The organism is Caproiciproducens sp. CPB-2 (assembly GCF_036287215.1).
GTDB lineage: Bacteria > Bacillota > Clostridia > Oscillospirales > Acutalibacteraceae > Caproiciproducens.
Window position 1 is genome coordinate 3,131,012 of record NZ_CP142860.1, and the last position, 17,822, is coordinate 3,148,833.

Genomic DNA, 17,822 nt, shown 5'->3' on the forward strand with positions numbered 1-17,822 from the left:
GGCTACCACCAAGGGCAGCAAAATTTGCGGCAGCGAGAAATCTCCGACTACACCCCCAACTTTTTGGTACAGCAAGCTGGCAATAAAAGCGGAAGTTGTGATATTCCCCGCATTGAACGCCGTTTTAATCGGCTCCCTATTAAAAATATGAGTGAATGTTCTTTCTCCCGTATTTGTGGGTATGACGATGAAAGGGGTGCTGATTGTAACCATCGCAGCGGAAAAAATCGGTCCATAACAAAAAATCGAGGCCAGATTACAGACAAATGACATATCGATGGAATAATCATCACGTATATAGATGGGGAGACAACGACAGATAATATATAAAAAAGTCAGAACTCCAAACTGTGCCAACGCCTGTTTGGAATCGGATTGAGCCAGAATCTGTCTGAAATATAAATAAACACAGTATGAGCCAAGAGAGAGACCAATTATTGAGACTATGTAAGCATAAATTTTTGAAGAGCGGCTCATATGTACCTCCTTCTTTATAAAAAAATCAGGTCTGCAAAGCTATGTATTAACAGTTATTGCCAAGAAAAGCTTGCACCAGCAGTTGCGATTACAGACAATACAGACAGTAATGCAAACAGAACTTTTTTCATTGAATATAGCCCTCCGTAAAACAATCTCTGTTCTCCGCTGAATAAACAGGCTATATCCGCTACGCTAATGGATCTGGCTGCAAACCTGATTTTTTCCAAATGAAATGCGCTAAATGCTGGAAATTCTGCGGTTCAGCGCGTCAAGAGTGGCTTTTACGACCGCATAACCGGCATCGTCGCCGACAAAGGAGCTGCCCAGATAGCGCTCTACGCTGTTTCTGAATTTGACCGCAATACAAACGGCAACCGCTTTCCCTTCGGTAAGGTCAAACAGCTTTACATCTATAGGGGAAAGCGACATATCCGGCTCTATAAAGTTAGTAACCGCATTCAAAGTCGCCTGGCAGATCATTTTATTGACGTCCACACTGTCATTTAAGGCGGAGGCTTCCCCGCTGAAGGTGGACTCTCCGTCGCAAAGGGAAACGGCAGCCGTAGAACGGTTCTTGCTCTTTGCAATGCTGATCTCTTCGAAGACGAGCCTGTCCTTTATTTTCTGGCTGTTTTCCGACGGAATCTGAGCGATACTGATCAGCTTATGGTCAATCGTCGTATTGAACTGTACCAGGATGGCGGACTGTATGTCACGCGCGATCTGTTTTGGCGAGCGGCTCATATCGGAAAGCACATGAATTTCAGTGATCGCGTCACCGGACTGGACAATACTGGATTTGATTACGCCCGGCAGCTTGTCTATCAGATCGGAATATTCTTTTGTGACTGTGCTTTGACTGTTCTCCATTTGAGAACCCTCCGTTTTTTAAACTGTCTGTGCAGAAATATCTGACCATCTGCGCCATGGGATTGAATGAAAGCGTTTTCTACATATTCATTCAAATTATATTAAATTGCATTCTGTTTATCAATGCCTTTTGGAAATATTTTGAAAATGATTTACTAAAATTTATAAAAAAACATCCCGCGGTAAAGCCCGCGGGATGTACGGCAATGGCTGCGGTTTCTTTCGGAACAGGAAAGGCCGCCACCGATCAGGTTTTTTTAACAAATTCCGTCCGGCACACGGGACAGGTGATGCTGATTTTTCCCTTCCCTTTCGGAACGCGCAGGATATTGGAGCAATGGGGACATTTATAGTACCGGTGGGTCTTTCTGTCCCTCATCCTGTACGCGGTGTTATGCATCCGGTTCCGCAGCCGGTAAAACGTGCGGCGAAAGCGTTCCTGAACGGGGCCCCACCATTTCAGAAAACGGGTGTTTTCCTGATACCGCCTGCTGATATTTTTTGAAAACATTCTGTAAAAGCAAAACACAAGGGGAACATAGGCCAACAGCAGCAAAACCGGCAGCCTGAAAAGCTGCGCGATCAGGGACAGCAGCACATAGAACACCGCCAGCGCAACGGAAAACTGGTCGGTGCCGTACCTTCCCATCATCATTCTTCTGAACCAATCCATCGGGCAATCCTCTTCCTTCATGGTACGTCCGGCAGGATTCCCAGCGTACCTCAATACTATGATTATAGCTCATGAGGATAAAAAATATCTAAATAAACCGTAAACTTTTTAAGCAAAGCGTACCTCCGGCATGGCGGCCAGCTCAGAAACCGTCGTGCTGTGCAGGTCAGCCAGGCGTCCGTCGGCCAGCCGGGCCCTTCCGTCCGCGCCGACAAACAGATCTGTTCCGCACAGGATGGTGTTTCCGATATACCGTTCATCCCGGTCCAGATCAAAAACGAACAGCGGCCCGCCCTTTTTCCCGCGTTTGGAACAGACGTATTTGTAAATCCTGTCCTCCAGTTCCCCGTCGCCGCGCCCGGCGCTGACATAGCAGCCGAAAATACAGCCGCAGTCAATCATCCGCTGCCGGAATTCCTCGGAGGTCAGCCGCTGCGCATTCTCGCCGGTATATCCGACGTGGAAACCGTAGAAGCATTTTCCCGCGTGCAGCTGCCGCAGCGCACAGTTTGCTTCATCCTCCCCACAGCCCGCAGACATATCGACGGACAGAATCAGGTTCGGCGTTTTCATCAGCTGTTCCTTATTCCGGTCAAAGATAAAGTTGGGCGTCACCGCCGCAAAAAAGCAGCATTCTTCATGATTTTGGCAAAGCTCCAGAATCTGCCCCAGCCGTTCAGTGGAATCCCCAATCTGAAAAACATAGGTATAGATGCCGAGGGAAACGGCGTCTGAAACGATTTCGTCCACCCGGCGCAGCCCCAGCGAATCCGCATGGTCCGGACCGCATTCAAACCGCAGCAGCCACGGGAGCTTTCGCTTTACGGCGGCTTCCTTCGTCCGAAGGATCTCCGCTCCGTAATTCAGGCAGCTGTACCCGAAATTCAGGCTGACGGTTTTGACCGTCTCCGCGTCAACATTCCGGATCATATTCAAAATCAGCTCATAGTACGGATTATCGGGATTTTTTAAAACCTCATGAGCAATTTCAAAAAAATGCTTTTGAGCCACCGTTTTTGAAAAATTGTCGCCCATATCCGCCAGATTGCGGATACTGCGCCGGGGGTCGGACCGGATATCCCGGATTGCTTTTTCTATGACCGCGCCCACGGCGGTACGCATCATCTTATGTCTGTATTCCATTTTTTACGCTCCGTTTGCAAACCGATATTTTTACGGCATCCGCCGGCTCCGGATAAAAGTTTCGCTCCCGAAAGAAAGTGCCGGTAGTACCACTATAGAATGGATCCCCGCGGAATAAAATAGACAGTTTCAGGTTTTGTCCTGTTTTTCGACAAACAGGGGAATATGTCTAAGGAAAGGAGGGGCTCCGGTAAGGCTTCACCGGACCCACGCCAGGGGGAATTTCTCATACAAAAAAGCCGCGGACACAAGCGGTATCCGCGGCTTTTCCCGAAAGGCGCATGTCCTTTTCTGCGGTATCCCTACAAGGTGAGCGCGGCCGTCTTTCCGCCGATAAACCGAAGCAGCTCCCGCGGCGCGACTTCCACCTGCGCGCCGATTTTTCCCGCGCTGACGATGATAGCCGGCAGCTGTTCGCAGCTGCTGTCAATCACCGTTTGGAACTGCTTTTTCATCCCGACGGGCGAACAGCCGCCGCGGATGTACCCGGTCACCTTGTTGATTTCGTCCACATGGATCATTTCCACCGATTTTTCGCCCACGCTTTTGGCGGCCGCTTTCAGATTCAGCTCCTGCGCGACGGGGATGACAAACACGAAATATTCCCGGCTGGCCCCGCGGGTCACCAGCGTTTTAAAGACCCGTTCCACGTCCTGCCCCAGCTTGTGCGCCACGGAAACGCCGTCGATCTTTCCGTCCTCATGGTCGTAAAAATAGTGGTTGTACGAAATTTTCGCCTGGTCCAGAATCCGCATGACATTCGTTTTATTGTTGTCCTTTGCCATTCTCAATCTGCCTTTCGCCGCCGTAACGGAATTACTGCTCTATTTTCCATTTGATTCCCTGCGGAGTATCCTCCAGAACCACATGGCGGGCCTTCAGCTCGTCGCGGATTTTGTCCGCGGTCGCCCAGTCCTTGTTCTTTCGGGCCTCTGTGCGTTCCGCAATCAGCTTTTCAATTTCCTCATCGAGCGCGGATTCCTTTTTGACATAGAGCAGGCCGAGCACGTCGGCAAGCTCCTGGAACAGGTTCAGCGCGAAACGGCACAGCTCCTTTGACGGCGCGGTGGAAACGTTCAGGCTGGAATTGATGTCGCGCGCCAGATCGAACAAAGCGGAAAGCGCGTCGGCGGTGTTCAGGTCGTCCTCCATCGCTTCGATGAAGTGGTCCTCATACTCGCTCAGCCTGCGGCGGACGTCGTGCTCGCCCTGCTTTTCGCCGGAGGGCGCGTGCTCCATCAGGAATTTCAGATTGTCGCGGCAGTTGTAAAGTCTTTCCAGCGCCGCCTGGCACTGTTCGATAACCTCCGTGCTGTAGTTGATGGGCGTGCGGTAATGCGAGGCGACCATCAGGTAGCGGATCGGCTCATAGCCGTACCGCTCGGCAACGTCGCGCACCGTAAAGAAATTGTTGAGGCTCTTGCTCATCTTGCGGTTGTCCACATTGATGTAGCCGTTGTGCATCCAATAATTGGCGAAAGGCACATTGTTACAACATTCGCTCTGCGCAATCTCGTTCTCGTGGTGAGGGAAGATCAGGTCCTGACCGCCGCAGTGGATATCGATGGTTTCGCCCAGATAGCGGCGCGCCATGGCGGAGCACTCGATGTGCCAGCCGGGCCTGCCCTCTCCCCAGGGAGAAAGCCAGCTGGGTTCGCCCGGCTTGGAGCCCTTCCAGAGGGCAAAGTCCATGGCATCCTCTTTGATTTCCCCGGTGGCAATGCGCGCGCCGGCCTGCAGGTCCTCCAGCGGCTGGTGGGAAAGCTTGCCGTAGCCCGCGTCCTTTTTGGTGCGGAAATACACGTCGCCGTTTTCAGCGGGATAAGCGTAGCCCTTTTCGATCAGATCGGAAATAATGCTGATAATCTCGTCGATATTCTGGGTCGCGAGTGGATGGATGGTCGCGGGGCGGACGTTCAGCCCCTTCGCGTCGGTCTTATACTCCTCGATATACCGTTCGGAAACCGTCAGGTAGTCCGTGCCCTCATCCTTTGCCTTGTTGATGATCTTGTCGTCGATGTCGGTAAAGTTCTGGACGAAAATCACCTTCATGCCGCGGTACTCAAAATAACGGCGCAGCACGTCAAACACACAAATCGGCCGCGCGTTGCCGATATGGATGTAATTGTACACCGTAGGGCCGCACGCGTAAATTTTGACTTCCCCCACAGTAAGCGGAACGAACTCTTCTTTCTGTCGCGTCAGCGTGTTATAAATTTTCATCTTCTTTTTCCTCTCTTTTTCCGAGCGCTTCTTCAAGCAGATTTTGTATGTTCTTCAATCTTACTTCCATCTGGCAAAGCTCCTGCGCAACCGGGTCCGCAACATGGATCTGGTCCAGATTGCACGGCCTGACGCCGTTCAGGCGGACAATCCGCGCCGGTACACCCACCGCCGTGGCGTTGTCCGGCACCTCGTCCAGCACCACCGCGCCCGCCGCCACACGGGCGTTGTTCCCTACGCGGAACGGGCCGAGCACCTTCGCGCCCGAACCGACCATCACATTGTCGCCGAGGGTGGGATGGCGCTTGCCATGGTCCTTGCCGGTGCCGCCGAGCGTCACGCCCTGGTACAGTGTGCAGTTGTCGCCGATGACGGTGGTTTCGCCGATCACCACGCCCATGCCGTGGTCAATGAACAGCCCTTTTCCGATCTGCGCGCCGGGGTGGATCTCGATCCCGGTTTTATGCCGCGCCCGCTGCGATAAATACCGCGCGATGAATTTCATGTTACGCTGGTAAAACCAGTGCGCCCTGCGATAGGCACGGACCGCCTTGAAGCCGGAATAAAGGAAATACACCTCCAGCCGCGACCTTGCCGCCGGGTCGCGGTCCATCACCGAATCAAGTTCTTCTTTCAGATTGTTAAACATACCTGCCTCCAATAAAAAAGCCGCCCACGTCCCCAAAAAGGGACGGAGGCGGTCATTGTACCGCGGTTCCACTCCGTTTTATCACTATATCAGCGGTTAACGGCGCCGGCCGTGCGGAGATACTGATTTCCCCCCGCCTGCTCACGGATGCATTTCGCCGCCTGCCCTGCAAAAAGCGCTTCCAGCCCCGGCGCTTTCTCTCTGATGCCCGCACTGCGGTTACTTCTTCCGCTCAACGCATTTCAATCGTACTGATAATATAGCACGATTTTCAAAGAATGTGACAATAGTATATACCAAAATATTAGTGAAGTAAACCCCCGTCAATGCCATGCTTTATCATATCCCTTTTCGGGGAGCTTATTTTGTCGTATTGATGACCCCGATATTCTGCACAATATAAATCACGCCGGAAAGCAGCGCGAAGAAGGTCGCGATCAGGATCAGGGCGTAGCCCACACCGTCAAAAACCGCAGCGCCCGGCACCCCGCCGAAGGTAAAGGCGGGAATCCATCCCATGGAAACCAGCTCCTCCGCGTACTGGAAAACCAGAATGGCGATGATCGCGATGATCTGGCTGACCGTCTTTGTCTTGCCCCAGTTATTGGCGGCGATCACAACACCGCTGTCCACCGCGACCAGCCGGATGGAGGTCACCATAAATTCCCTCGCGATAATCAGGATCACGCACCAGGAAGCGGCCAGCCTGAGGTCGACAAAACAGACGAGCGCCGACACCACAAGGATCTTATCGGCGAGCGGGTCGAGGAATTTCCCGAAATTCGTAATCTGGTTGTTCTTGCGGGCCAGCTTTCCGTCGTAGTGGTCGGTCAGCGCCGCGCCGGAAAACAGAATCGCCGCCCAAAGATAATGGTGCGGAATCCGGGGGATCAAAAGCACCGCTACAAAAAAAGGAACCAGAACAATGCGCAGAACGGTCAGTTTATTCGGCAGGTTCATTTTCTCTCCTCCTCAAGTATGATTTCTCCGGTCAGGTCACAGTCGACGCATTCGGTTATTTTCACATCCGCAAAGCTTCCGGTTTTCGGCCTCGCACCCTTTGCGGTAAAGAATATTTTTCCGTCTATGTCGGGAGAATCGGCGTACGAGCGGCCGAACCAGCACCCGGCGCAGCGGTCGAACCCTTCCACCAGCACGCGGTAAGTCTTTCCGACCTGCTTTTCGCCCCACTCCTGCATGATGTTCATCTGGTCTTCCATAATCCGTTCCATCCGGCGGCTTTTCACGTCCTCGTCGATCTGGCCGGGCATTTCCGCCGCGGCGGTGCCCTCCTCCTGCGAATAGGTGAAACAGCCCAGCCGTTCAAACCGGATTTCGCGGACGAATTCCGCAAGCTCGGTAAAGTCCTCCTCGGTCTCGCCGGGAAAACCCGTAATCAGCGTGGTGCGCAGCACCAGGCCGGGAATTTTCTCCCGCATTCTGCGGATCAGGGCGGTCAGCGCCGCGCGGCTTCCCGTGCGGCGCATCGCCTTTAAGAGCCTTTCGCTGCAGTGCTGGAGCGGCAGGTCCATATAGTTCACGATTTTCTCTTCCTGCGCAATGGTGGTGAGAAGCTCGTCGGTGATATAGTCGGGATAACAGTACAGCACGCGGATCCAGGAAAGGCCGCCGATCTTGCACAGCTCCCGCAGCAGCTTCGGCAGCCGGAGCTCCCCGTAAAGGTCCCAGCCGTAACGGGTGGTGTCCTGCGCGATCAGGATCAGTTCCTTTGCGCCGCCGCGGACAAGGTCCCTCGCCTCGCTTACAATATCCTCCTCCGTCCGGGAGCGGTAGGGTCCGCGGATGAACGGAATCGCGCAGTAAGCGCAGCGGTTGTCGCACCCTTCCGCGATCTTCAGGTAGGCGAAATATCCCGGCGTGGACAGCCGGCGTTCGCCGCTGAGCGGCAGAAGCGTCTTTTCCGGAAAGCTTTCCACCTTTACGCCGTCGAGGGCTTTTTCAATCACCGCGGCAATGTCGCTGTCCGCGCCGATGCCGGCGACGGCGTCCACCTCCGGCAGCTCCTTCAGGATTTCCTCCCGGTAGCGCTCGGCCATACAGCCGGTAACGACGATCGCCCTGATTTTTCCCTCCGCCTTCAGCCTGGCAAGCTCCAGAATCTCTTCGATGGATTCCTTTTTCGCCGCGTCGATAAACCCGCAGGTGTTTACGATCGCGGCGTCCGCAAGAGCGGCGGCGTCGCGGATTTCATAGCCCGCCTTCTGCAGTGCGGCCATCATCATTTCGCCGTCCACCTGATTTTTGGCGCAGCCAAGGCTCACCAGTCCTACACTATATGCCATCTATTCGTCCTCATTTTCAAATTGATTGATCGCGGCGCGGATATCGTCCCAGCCGTAGCCGAGTCTCTGCAGCGCGGCAATGCTCCTGCGGCGTCCCTTTTCGTCACCCAGAAGCCGCCCGTACTTTTTATCGAGCAGTTCCCGGATCTTCTCCACGGGATCGGGGGCTTTTTCTTCCAGGATCTGCTGTACAAGCTCTTCCTCAATCCCTTTTTGCAGCAATTCCCGCCGCACGCGCGAAGCGGAATAGCCTTTGCGGCGAAAGAGGTCGGCCGCCAGGTCCCGCGCGTATTCCCCATCGTTGACAAGGCCCAGCTCCGCCATATGCCGGGCCGCCGCCTCGGCGGCTTCCCGGGTGGTGATCCGGCTGATCTTATCGGCAAGCTCCTTCTGTGAATGGTTCCGGTGTTCCAGCAGATAAAGCGCCTTTTCCCCGGCGCGCCGGTTGTCGCTCTCCAGAATCAGCCCGTGCAGCTGATCGTCGTCGATTTCGCGGCCGGGCCGAAGGCCCGATCTCAGAAGCGTTTCCGTGTCGATATTCGCAGCGAATTCTCCGTCCAGAAACAGTGCGGAAAGCCCTTTCCTGCGCGGTTCCACCGCCGTAATCAGCATCAGTCGTCCGCGGAGATGTCAATGTTCGCGGAACGGCCCCGGCTGCTCGTTTTCGCGGGCGCGGGGGGCGCGACCTCCACCGGTCTGACGGCGGGGGCCGCCGGAGCGGTCTTCGTGTAAAGCTTCCCCACGTTTTCCCTGACAAGGGCTTCCACTTCATTTGCAATATCGGCGTTTTCCGCCAAAAATACTTTCGAGTTGTCGCGGCCCTGTCCCAGCCGCGTTTCCTTGTAGGAGAACCACGCGCCGCTCTTCTGGATGACGTCCAGCTTGACCGCAAGGTCCAGCAGCTCGCCTTCGCGGGAGATTCCCCTGCCGTACATCACGTCAAACTCCGCCTCGCGGAACGGCGGGGCGATCTTATTTTTTACGACCTTTGCGCGGGTGCGCGAGCCGATCATTTCGGTGCCGTTTTTCAGCGTTTCGATCTTACGGATATCGATTCTTACGGAAGCGTAAAATTTCAGCGCACGGCCGCCGGGGGTCACTTCCGGGCTGCCGTACATCACGCCGACCTTTTCACGCAGCTGATTGATAAAAATGGCGACGCAGCTCGATTTGGAAATCGCGCCCGCCAGCTTGCGCAGGGCCTGGCTCATCAGACGGGCCTGCAGGCCGACGTGGCTGTCGCCCATTTCGCCCTCGATTTCGGCGCGCGGCACCAGAGCCGCAACGGAGTCGATGACGATCACATCGATCGCGCCGGAGCGCACAAGCGCCTCCGTAATTTCAAGCGCCTGTTCGCCGGTGTCCGGCTGCGAAACCAGCAGAGAATCCACGTCGACACCCAAAGCGCGGGCGTACACGGGGTCCAGCGCGTGTTCCACATCGATAAACGCCGCGTTGCCGCCGTTTTTCTGCCCCTGTGCGATACAGTGGAGGGCAAGCGTGGTTTTACCGGAGCTTTCCGGCCCGTAAATCTCGGCGATACGGCCGCGCGGAAGGCCGCCGATCCCCAGCGCAAGGTCCAGCGACAGGGAGCCGGTCGGGATGGCTTCCACATGCATGGCCTCATTCTGGCCCAGACGCATGACCGCGCCCTTTCCGAACTGCTTTTCAATCTGTGCCAGTGCCGTTTCAAGCGCCGCGTTTTTATCTGTTGTCGCCATTTTTCCCTCCGGTTTATGACAGGCCGCGGCTGTGAGGATTTCCCCGCCGCGCGGCCTCAAATTTTTTATCATCTAAAAAATTATATCGTATTTCCTGCCGAAAATCAAGACAGGGAAAGAAAAATTCGAACAAATGTTTAATTGCTTTTCCGGATACCCGCGACGACCCGGTCAAAGCCGTTAAAGTCTTTGACCACCCGGATTTCAGACAGGCCGGCGTTTTGGAAAAGGCGGGCCACCGGTTCCGCCTGCCCTTCGCCGATCTCTGCCGCCGCCGCGCCGCCCGGCTTCAGCTTCGGCAGCCAGAGCGAGGCGATCGCGCGGTAAAACAGCAGGCCGTCCTCTCCCCCCAAAAGCGCCGTGCGCGGTTCCCGCCGCACCTCGGCCTGGAGCGTCCGCAGTTCGCCGGCAGCCACGTAGGGAGGATTGGATACGATACAGTCAAAGGAAGCGAACCGCGCCGCGCTTTCTGGATTTAAAACATCCGTTTGTACGGATTTCACCTGTCGGAACCCCGTATTTCTGATATTGAGATCAAGATAGGAAAGCGCCTCGCCGTAAAGCTCCGCCGCGAGTACGGACGCGCCCGGAAAGAGGGATGCAAGCCCCAGCGCCACCGCGCCGCTTCCGGAGCAGAGGTCGAGGACTTCCGGGTTCTCCCTGCCGCGGAGCAGCTCCGCCGCCGTCTGGACCAGAAGCTCGGTTTCCTCCCGCGGAATCAGCACGCCCTCGCCGACCGCAAGCGTAAGCCCCAGAAAGGGCCAGCTGCCCAGAATATACTGCAGCGGCCTGCCGCCCGCGCGTTCGCGCGAAAGGCGGAGATATTCCTCCGTCTTCTGCTCTTCGGCCGGTTCGGCGGCATGGACGATCCTCCTCTGGCGGTCAAGGCCGAACACCTTCTCAAACAGGCAGGAAGCGTCGAACGCGGGGCTTTCAATCCCCGCGCCGGCCAGTATGTTTTTTCCCATCCGGTATGTTTCGCCCAGTGTCAAGCTGTCCGCACCCGCTTTGTCCTTTATTCGCCGATCTTGATTTTGTCCTCGCCGTTTTCCGGAATGACCTGTTTCATGGCTTCGATCGCCACCTCGATCATGCTGTCGTCCGGTTCCTTGGTGGTAATCCGCTGTACCCACAGCCCCGGGGCGGCAATAACGCGCGTGAAGGCGTTGTCGTGACGGCCGCACAGGCGGATAAATTCGTAGCCGACACCGACGATGAGCGGGACGCACAAAAGCTTGACAATCGTCCTGACAAACGGGTTGCCAAACGGAATGAAGAATCCCACAATAATGCTCAGGAGCAGCATTATGACCAGAAAGCTTGTCCCGCAGCGCGGGTGGAACCGGCTGTGCTTACGCACGTTTTCGACGGTGAGCTCTTCGTTGTTCTCATAGCAGAAGATGGTTTTATGCTCCGCGCCGTGATACTGGAAAAGCCGGCGGATTTCCGGCATGCGGGAGCAAAAATAAACGTATCCGATAAAAATCGCAATGCGCATGACGCCCTCGGCAAGGGAGCGCCACGGCGCTATGGACGGGCCGGCCGCGTAGTCGCGGACCAGATTGAAAAGGATCGTCGGCAGAAAGAAGAACAGCCCCACCGCCAGCAGAAGGCCCAGCACGGTGCTCGCCACCATAATCGCGTTCATCATTTTATCGCCGAAGGTCTTTTCGACCCATTTGTCAAACTTGGACGGTTCCTCGTCCTCTTCCAGACCCGCCTTGTCCACGGAATAGGAAAGCGCCTTGTACCCCACGGAAAGCGAATCGATAAAACCCGCGATTCCGCGCAGCAGCGGCAGGCGCAGGATGGAATATTTATCCCGCATCAGGCTGGCGCTCATTTCCTGCGTGGAGATGGAACCGTCGCTCACGCGCACGGAGGCCACCGTTTTTTTCGGACCGCGCATCATGATTCCCTCCACCAGCGCCTGTCCTCCGATGGATGTGATGCATTTCGTCTTTTCTCTACCCATTCTTTTCGGAATTCCTTTCTTCGTTCATTGTCTCGTCGGTCTGCGGCTGGGTCTCCAGCTGTTTTAAGGTCGGTATAAAGATGGTGACGGCGGTCCCCACGTTCTCATGGCTCTCGATCTCCAGGCTGCCGGAGTGGAGCTTCATGATCTCGTCGGCAAGCGCAAGGCCGATTCCGGAACCGCGGATGGTCTGATTCGCCTTGTAGAATTTCTTTTTCACCTTTGGAAGATGCTCCGCCGGAATCCCGCAGCCGTTGTCGCTGATCACGACGCGGATAAACCCGCCGGACTCCGTCGCGGTCACGCTGATGGTGCCGCCCTCTTCGGTATATTTCAGGGCGTTGTCGATGATATTGACAAACACCTGCCGCAGGCGGTTGATGTCGCCCAGAACGGGCGAAAGCATGGCGGGCTCCTCGTAAAGCAGAAATTTATGTTCCATATTGGCGCGTTCGCTGAACATATAGACCGCTTCGCCCAGCTCGGCGAGAATGTCGATCTTGTCCATGGTCAGCGTCATGCGCCCGCTCTGCATCCGGGAGAAGTCCAGAAGCTCCTCCACAATCCCGGAAAGGCGCTCCGATTCGCGGATGATGATGCCCATGCCGCGGTCCAGCGTCTCCTTGTCGTTCCCGCCGCCCTGCATGGTTTCCGCCCAGCCCTTGATGGCGGTCAGCGGGGTCCGCAGCTCGTGGGACACCGAGGAGATGAAGTCGTTTTTCATTTTTTCGGCGGCGCCCAGCTCGTCGGCCATGTCGTTGATGGTGTCGCAGAGCTGGCCGATTTCGTCGTCGTTGCTTTTTTCTATTCTGGCCTTAAAGTCGCCCTGCGCAATCCGCTTGGCGGTCGCGCCGATTTCCTTGATCGGCGTAATAATCGAATTCATAAAATAATAGCTCGAAACAATCACGAACAGAATGATCAGAAGCCCCGCGAGGATCAGGGACCCCAGAATAATGGCGACCTGCTTGTCGGCCTCCTCCAGCGAAACCACATAGCGGATGGCGCCCACAAAGCCGCCCTCGTTGTTGCGCATGACGCGCGTAACGGCCATCACCTTTTCCCCGCTGGTCAGGCTGCCCGTCCAGATGCCGTAACCCCCCGTGCTTTCCAGCGCCAGCTTATAGTCCGGCATGGGCTGGCTTTCGTCCGGCGCAAAGCCCACCGAGGTAATGATGATCTTTCCGTTGGAGTTGAACACCATCAGCTCCATGCTCTCTTTATTGGGGAAGTTTTCCACATAATTGCGGGCGGCGGTGCTGAATTCCTGCGGCGATTTCCTGCCGTAGTCCGCGAACACGTTGGTCAGCTCGTCGGAGCGGCTGCTCAGCGCCGTCTGGATTCCGTTGTACACATAGCCGCGCACAACATAAGAAAGGACGAGAATCAAGGTAACCAGAATGAGCAGAATGACACCCAGACTGTTTAAGAGCCAGCGCCTGGTAATGCCGTTCGTTCTCATGCCGATTTCCCCTTTCCTTAACGATCGTTGATCTGCCCCGGGAAGGCTATGCCTCCCACTTGTACCCCAGCCCCCAGACCGTGACAATGTGCTTGGGGTTAGAGGGTTCGTCCTCCACCTTCATGCGCAGGCGGCGGATGTTCACGTCCACAATCTTCTCCTCGCCGAAATACGCGTCCCCCCACACATGCTTTAAAATATCGGAGCGGTCGAGCGCGGTGGCCGGATTGGAAAAGAAATACTCCATGATCTGAAACTCCACCTGGGTCAGCTCGATCGGCACGCCCTTCTTCATCAGGGTGCGGTTGCGCAGGTTGAGCGCGAATTCCCCGGAGCGGATTTCCTCCTTGAAATTGTTTTCGTTCCTCATCTGCTCCAGCGCGACGCGGCGGTACACCGCGTCCACCCTTGCGACGAGCTCGCTGGGGCTGAACGGTTTTGTCACATAGTCGTCGGCGCCCATCATCAGGCCGCTGACCTTATCCATTTCCTGTGTGCGCGCGGTCAGAAGGATGATGCCGATGGAGCCGCTTTTCTGCCGCAGCTCCTTACAGACGGCAAGGCCGTCCCTGTTGCCGGGCATCATGATGTCCAGCACCGCCACGTCGATATTGCCCGCTTCCCGGTCGTAAACCGCGAGCGCCTCGTCCCCGCTGGCCGCTTCAAAAGCATTGTAGCCGGCCCGTTTCAGATTGATTACTACAAATTCCCGGATTGCCTGTTCGTCTTCGGCAACAAGGATATTTTTCATACCCGTTCCTCCATTATCCTGATTTAATCCTGGCTGATCAGCTCAAAGCTGTTTTTCACGTCGCCGATGCTGAGGGAAAGCGCGTCGTCCGGCGACGGGGAGCTGGCTGCAAATACCAGATTGTCAGAGTCAAGCAGCTTGTAAAAGCCGGCCGTTCCTGTGCCGCTGTCCCATTCCTTCTGAGAAAACGCCTGAATTTTCAGAAGCGCCGGGCCGAGGGTCCCCGAATTTTTCCCCTTCGCATTCCACCGGTAAAACGTAATCATACGCGTCACGGTATCCGTTTTGGTGGTCACTTTGCCGCGCCACATGTCCGGTACCAGAAACCAGTAGCCGTCGGAATAATTCAGGACCATGCTCATCACCCGGACAAACGTGTTGGTCTGGGTGTCGTAACGGTGCCAGTTGGTAATATAGTCCGCGTCATCCGTTTTTTCACCGTTGTGGCCCGGCATCAGGCTGACGATCGGAACTTCTATGATTTTATCGCCGTTGATATCCTTTGAAACAACGGACGTATTGCGCATCGTATAATTGGCCGTCTGCGTTTTCACGTCGTAAAACGGGGATTTCAGGCGCTTTGTCTTCTGGTCCCAGTATAGGAGCTCCGTCACGAGGGAGCCTTCGTTTTTGATCCCGTCCAGAATAATGCCGTTCTGACGCTCGTTGATCAGCCCGGCCTTCACGGAGGCGTATTTCGTGACGCCGCCGTCCATACGGCAGGAGCCCATTACCTCCACGGCGCCGTCCTTGACCCGGAACAGCCGGGCAAGCGCGGGCTGGTCGCCCACGCTGGTGTTGGCGGTGAAAATCTCGTCCCTGCCGTCGCCGTCAAAATCCATTACCGCAAGCTCGGTATAGGTCTGTTCCAGCTTCAGCTCGTTCATTTTCCCGTTTTTATAATAATAGACGCAGATGGTGCTGGTATTGTTCAGGCTGCTGCCCCAGCCCACGACGGCCTCGCTCTTTCCGTCGCCGTCAAGGTCGCCGAAGCAGACTTTGTCCACTTGGGCGGCGGGATTGCTGAAGAAGCCCATATCCACCCATTTTCCGTCCTTTTTCATGAACATGATGTTGGTTCCGGAGGTCTCGTCTTCCTTCTGGTAAATCGCCATGGCCTCGTCGTTTTTATCGCCGCACAGGTCGTGCGTGATAATCGCGGAGCGGTAGTCCCCGCTTTTCGGATATTTCAGCGTCATCTTCCCGTCGGTTTTGCTTTCCAGCAGCGCGTGAATATCCGCTTTTTCCCCGGTCGGTTTCGGCGGGTGCATCAGCGTCTGGGCGTCAAGGCCGATAAAGGAGCAGCCCGACAGGGTCACCGCCATTACAAGCGCCATCGCAACGGCTCTCAGCTTCATTTCACCACGCCTTTCTTTTTTATATTGATTATTTATTATATCATTATATACCGAAAATGAACAGTATCAATTATGTTACGAAAAATATCCGAGGCTCCCGCACGCGCGTAAGTATGCCCGTATTCTCACACAAAAAACAGCCGTATGGCTTAATAAACGCCATACGGCTGCCAAAAGCAGTCACATCGTCATACGGAAATCCAGATTGTAGGGCGGGTCGAGCGTGGCCCGCGCTTCGTCCAGAAGCGTTCTCCAGTCCGGCTCCCCCCTCTGCCGCGCCAGCCGCACGGCCTGCGTCATGAACCAGGTGTCGAGCAGCATGGTCTCCCCCTCCCGCATCACGGCGAAAGGAAAAGCAAACTGTTCCTTTAGAAAATCCCACTTCTCCAGCTCAAAGGCGGCGCGCACGGTGTTCAGCCGCACCCGCTCCCCGGCCTTCAGCGAATCCGGAAGCGCGCAGTAGCAGTCCCACGCCTTCTGCCAGCGTCCGGCCTTTGCGAAGATGTCGATCGCGTCCTGCGCCATGACCTCGGACTGTTCGGCGCCGCCCAGAGCCAGCGCCTGTTCCATATAGGAGCAGGCCGCTTCCAGCCGGTTGTCCTGCACCATGGCCTGCGCCAGATTCCGGCAGCAAATCGCGGTGGGACAAATGGCAAGGGACTCCTCCATCGCGCCGATTCCCTCCCGCCATTTGCCGCTCTCGTAAAGCATCAGCCCCAGGTGAAGCAGCGCCTGTGCGCTTCTGTTTTCCTCTTTTTTTAGAGAAGCGGCCAGAAGCGCCGTCCAGCGGGAATCCGTCATCCAGGAGACGGGCAGTCCCTTTTCCTGTTCGGGCATCCGGCCCGTCTGCAGCAGGGCGAGCCACGGCGCCTGCTTTTCGCCGAGCGTCTCCTTTGGGAAAACGAGGCCCTTCGGAATCATCTCCGGATCGCGGGCGGCTTCCAGCGCGCCCCAGCCGCTGCCGAAATGCAGCACCTCGTCCGGCGGGGTATCCTCCAGCGCTTCGCAGAGGCTGTCCGTCCGCAGCAGCTCTTCCCCGCTCAGGCGGCTGTCGATCAGGCCGTGAATATACTGCTTGGAGGCTTCCCAGTCACCAAAGGCTTTCTGTGTGTCGGCCTCCATCCCGCCGAAAACCTGTGTGAACCGCACACAGCCGTTCGGCCCGATGTCCCCGCCGTGCACCTGCGAAGGGGATAAGCCCGCCTGAATCTCAAGGTAGTTCCCTTCCCCGTCCCGCGAAAGGAAGTCCTTCCAGTGGCAGCCCCCGCGCTGCATGCCCCAGCAGAACATTTTCCGGTAGCACAGCGCCGCGGTGGAGCGTTCCCAGAACGCGGAGCCGTCGTCGTACACCGCCGCCTCCCACGCGTCGGACAGAGCGTGCCGGTTCTGGAAGAAATATTCGCTGGAATACGTGAGGTTCTGCGGATAGCTCGCGTCCAGCCCGTTCAGGCTTTTCAGATACGGCATGGTGTCGTGGGCAAAGCCGTGGGCGGAATTCTGCGAGCCCATGGTTTCCGGCCTGATGCAGACGACCCCGTCGCTCTGCGACAGGACGCGGACATTCCGTTCCTCGCGCACCGCGATATTGGTCCACCAGTAAAGCGGCACCGCACGGGGCTGCGTATTGAGGATTTTCACATGGGCGAACAGCCGGTCGGAATCCTCCGGCAGGTGGAAATCAATCTGCAGGAAGAAGCATTTCTGCCGCTCGTACTCGTACATGCGCAGGAACGGCTCCCCGTCCTTTCCCGTACAGCGGGCAAAAAACATCGGCTCACAGGTTAGGCAGGTGTGGCCGAACTGCCCCAGATTCCACTCGATGCCGCCGGAGAACCACGCGTTGCGGATCGCAAGGTTGGCAAGGCGGAAAACCGGGTTGGAAAACAGAAGCTCCCGCCCCGCCTTTTTGTCGAAAAGCGACCACAGCCGCCCGCCGAAATCGGCAAGGAAGACGGCGCGCAGAAAATCGTTCTCCATAACGACGGTTTTCATCTCCCGCGGCTTCAGGTCTCGGTGAAAGCTGTCCTGAACCGTATAGGGCAGCTCGCGGAAACCGGTCTGGTAGGCGAAGCCCTTTTTCTCGCTTTCCAGCAGGCCCGCGTCGATCAGGGGTTTCTCCTGCGCGCGGTCGCGAAAGCGCGGCAGAGGACTGCCGTTTTTCAGCGCGGCGCCGGGTATTTTCAGCAGCGACGGATAAATTTTCAATCAAAACGT

The 17,822-nt window shown here is 56.2% G+C and carries 16 protein-coding genes and 1 other annotated feature; all 16 genes read right to left on the reverse strand.

The features are described 5' to 3' along the window. Nucleotides 1–717: 717 nt before the first annotated feature. Entirely contained in the window at nucleotides 718–1,350 is a 633-nt protein-coding gene (locus VXK30_RS15620; protein WP_275713307.1) for a hypothetical protein, read from the reverse strand. Nucleotides 1,351–1,597: 247 nt separating this feature from the next. Then, nucleotides 1,598–2,023, reverse strand: a complete 426-nt coding sequence (locus VXK30_RS15625) for a hypothetical protein (RefSeq protein WP_275713306.1) — start codon at nucleotides 2,021–2,023, stop codon at nucleotides 1,598–1,600. Between the two features lie 108 nt (nucleotides 2,024–2,131). Beyond that, nucleotides 2,132–3,166: a hypothetical protein gene (locus tag VXK30_RS15630; RefSeq protein WP_275713304.1), complete on the reverse strand. Its 1,035-nt coding sequence runs from the start codon at nucleotides 3,164–3,166 to the stop codon at nucleotides 2,132–2,134. 302 nt (nucleotides 3,167–3,468) lie between these two features. Then, nucleotides 3,469–3,951 carry a Cys-tRNA(Pro) deacylase gene (gene ybaK / locus VXK30_RS15635; protein ID WP_275713303.1) on the reverse strand — a complete coding sequence of 161 codons (483 nt, stop codon included), beginning with the start codon at nucleotides 3,949–3,951 and terminating at the stop codon, nucleotides 3,469–3,471. A gap of 31 nt (nucleotides 3,952–3,982) precedes the next feature. After that, on the reverse strand, nucleotides 3,983–5,389 hold the full coding sequence (gene cysS, locus VXK30_RS15640; protein WP_275713302.1) for a cysteine--tRNA ligase: 1,407 nt from the start codon (nucleotides 5,387–5,389) through the stop codon (nucleotides 3,983–3,985). Further along, complete coding sequence (cysE, locus tag VXK30_RS15645; protein ID WP_038325983.1) at nucleotides 5,376–6,038, reverse strand: serine O-acetyltransferase; 663 nt, start codon at nucleotides 6,036–6,038, stop codon at nucleotides 5,376–5,378. Before cysE ends, cysS begins: the two co-directional genes overlap by 14 nt. Nucleotides 6,039–6,079: 41 nt before the next feature. Next, nucleotides 6,080–6,283: a binding site (T-box leader), on the reverse strand. Between the two features lie 115 nt (nucleotides 6,284–6,398). Then, the gene (pgsA, locus tag VXK30_RS15655; RefSeq protein WP_275713298.1) at nucleotides 6,399–6,998 is read right to left on the reverse strand and encodes a CDP-diacylglycerol--glycerol-3-phosphate 3-phosphatidyltransferase; all 600 of its coding nucleotides are present in this window, start codon (nucleotides 6,996–6,998) and stop codon (nucleotides 6,399–6,401) included. Then, the gene (gene rimO / locus VXK30_RS15660) at nucleotides 6,995–8,341 is read right to left on the reverse strand and encodes a 30S ribosomal protein S12 methylthiotransferase RimO (RefSeq protein WP_275713297.1); all 1,347 of its coding nucleotides are present in this window, start codon (nucleotides 8,339–8,341) and stop codon (nucleotides 6,995–6,997) included. The genes pgsA and rimO overlap by 4 nt, the downstream gene beginning before the upstream one ends. Further along, nucleotides 8,342–8,953, reverse strand: coding sequence for a regulatory protein RecX (locus tag VXK30_RS15665; protein ID WP_275713295.1), 612 nt, complete (start codon nucleotides 8,951–8,953; stop codon nucleotides 8,342–8,344). Beyond that, nucleotides 8,953–10,062: a recombinase RecA gene (gene recA, locus VXK30_RS15670; RefSeq protein WP_275713293.1), complete on the reverse strand. Its 1,110-nt coding sequence runs from the start codon at nucleotides 10,060–10,062 to the stop codon at nucleotides 8,953–8,955. The genes VXK30_RS15665 and recA overlap by 1 nt, the downstream gene beginning before the upstream one ends. Before the next feature lie 137 nt (nucleotides 10,063–10,199). Next, nucleotides 10,200–11,054, reverse strand: coding sequence for a peptide chain release factor N(5)-glutamine methyltransferase (gene prmC / locus VXK30_RS15675; RefSeq protein WP_275713292.1), 855 nt, complete (start codon nucleotides 11,052–11,054; stop codon nucleotides 10,200–10,202). A gap of 23 nt (nucleotides 11,055–11,077) precedes the next feature. Continuing rightward, nucleotides 11,078–12,037 carry a DUF1385 domain-containing protein gene (locus tag VXK30_RS15680; protein WP_275713291.1) on the reverse strand — a complete coding sequence of 320 codons (960 nt, stop codon included), beginning with the start codon at nucleotides 12,035–12,037 and terminating at the stop codon, nucleotides 11,078–11,080. Further along, the gene (locus tag VXK30_RS15685) at nucleotides 12,030–13,499 is read right to left on the reverse strand and encodes a sensor histidine kinase (protein ID WP_275713289.1); all 1,470 of its coding nucleotides are present in this window, start codon (nucleotides 13,497–13,499) and stop codon (nucleotides 12,030–12,032) included. The genes VXK30_RS15680 and VXK30_RS15685 overlap by 8 nt, the downstream gene beginning before the upstream one ends. Before the next feature lie 46 nt (nucleotides 13,500–13,545). Next, on the reverse strand, nucleotides 13,546–14,250 hold the full coding sequence (locus VXK30_RS15690; RefSeq protein ID WP_275713287.1) for a response regulator transcription factor: 705 nt from the start codon (nucleotides 14,248–14,250) through the stop codon (nucleotides 13,546–13,548). A gap of 23 nt (nucleotides 14,251–14,273) precedes the next feature. Continuing rightward, nucleotides 14,274–15,608: an FG-GAP-like repeat-containing protein gene (locus tag VXK30_RS15695; RefSeq protein WP_275713285.1), complete on the reverse strand. Its 1,335-nt coding sequence runs from the start codon at nucleotides 15,606–15,608 to the stop codon at nucleotides 14,274–14,276. Nucleotides 15,609–15,788: 180 nt separating this feature from the next. Then, a complete protein-coding gene (locus tag VXK30_RS15700) occupies nucleotides 15,789–17,813 on the reverse strand; it encodes a DUF5107 domain-containing protein (protein WP_275713283.1) in 2,025 nt (674 codons plus the stop codon). Between the last annotated feature and the right edge of the window lie 9 nt (nucleotides 17,814–17,822).

Excerpts from the sequence above, each read along its gene's own strand:
- VXK30_RS15620 (WP_275713307.1), bottom strand. The coding sequence starts at position 1,350 with ATGGAGAACAGTCAAAGCACAGTCACAAAAGAATATTCCGATCTGATA.
- VXK30_RS15625 (WP_275713306.1), bottom strand. The coding sequence starts at position 2,023 with ATGGATTGGTTCAGAAGAATGATGATGGGAAGGTACGGCACCGACCAG.
- VXK30_RS15630 (WP_275713304.1), bottom strand. The coding sequence starts at position 3,166 with ATGGAATACAGACATAAGATGATGCGTACCGCCGTGGGCGCGGTCATA.
- ybaK (WP_275713303.1), bottom strand. The coding sequence starts at position 3,951 with ATGGCAAAGGACAACAATAAAACGAATGTCATGCGGATTCTGGACCAG.
- cysS (WP_275713302.1), bottom strand. The coding sequence starts at position 5,389 with ATGAAAATTTATAACACGCTGACGCGACAGAAAGAAGAGTTCGTTCCG.
- cysE (WP_038325983.1), bottom strand. The coding sequence starts at position 6,038 with ATGTTTAACAATCTGAAAGAAGAACTTGATTCGGTGATGGACCGCGAC.
- pgsA (WP_275713298.1), bottom strand. The coding sequence starts at position 6,998 with ATGAACCTGCCGAATAAACTGACCGTTCTGCGCATTGTTCTGGTTCCT.
- rimO (WP_275713297.1), bottom strand. The coding sequence starts at position 8,341 with ATGGCATATAGTGTAGGACTGGTGAGCCTTGGCTGCGCCAAAAATCAG.
- VXK30_RS15665 (WP_275713295.1), bottom strand. The coding sequence starts at position 8,953 with ATGCTGATTACGGCGGTGGAACCGCGCAGGAAAGGGCTTTCCGCACTG.
- recA (WP_275713293.1), bottom strand. The coding sequence starts at position 10,062 with ATGGCGACAACAGATAAAAACGCGGCGCTTGAAACGGCACTGGCACAG.
- VXK30_RS15680 (WP_275713291.1), bottom strand. The coding sequence starts at position 12,037 with ATGGGTAGAGAAAAGACGAAATGCATCACATCCATCGGAGGACAGGCG.
- VXK30_RS15685 (WP_275713289.1), bottom strand. The coding sequence starts at position 13,499 with ATGAGAACGAACGGCATTACCAGGCGCTGGCTCTTAAACAGTCTGGGT.
- VXK30_RS15690 (WP_275713287.1), bottom strand. The coding sequence starts at position 14,250 with ATGAAAAATATCCTTGTTGCCGAAGACGAACAGGCAATCCGGGAATTT.
- VXK30_RS15695 (WP_275713285.1), bottom strand. The coding sequence starts at position 15,608 with ATGAAGCTGAGAGCCGTTGCGATGGCGCTTGTAATGGCGGTGACCCTG.